This is a genomic window from Mesorhizobium sp., assembly GCF_004962925.1.
Lineage (GTDB): Bacteria > Pseudomonadota > Alphaproteobacteria > Rhizobiales > Rhizobiaceae > Mesorhizobium.
The window spans coordinates 1-413 of record NZ_SUEO01000446.1; the positions used below are offsets into that span (position 1 = coordinate 1).

Annotated in this window: 1 protein-coding gene; it reads right to left on the reverse strand. The window is 61.3% G+C overall.

Going from position 1 to position 413, the window contains the following annotated elements; translation table 11 throughout:
* Positions 1-413: porin (locus tag E5W87_RS35635; RefSeq protein ID WP_292408698.1), on the reverse strand; the 413-nt coding region annotated here is incomplete at both ends.

Sequence of the window (413 nt, forward strand, 5' to 3'; positions counted from 1 at the left end):
GCCAGCGGGCCATGCATAGGTCGGGTCCGTGAGGTTGTCGTCCGTGCCGTAGCCGACCATGAGGAACAGCGACAGGTTCTCCATCGGCGTCACGTCCAAACGAACCTTGCCGGCCACCTCTTCATAGTTGCTGTCATAGGCGACAACGCCGGTGATCGCACCCCAGCCCTGCGTCCACTTCACACCGCCGACGACATGCGGAACGTAGCTGTCGATCGTGTGGAAGCCCTGGCCTTCTTCGAGCGAGATCACGGCCGAGAAGCCGTTGCCGGCGTCGAAGTAGTACTGGACGACGTTGGTATCGAAGTCGCCGTAGGGAACCAGCGTATCCTGGATGACGTTGCCGGCGTAGCCGATGAACGTATCGAAGGCCGATTCGTCCTTACCGACGCGAAGACCACCGAGCTGGATCC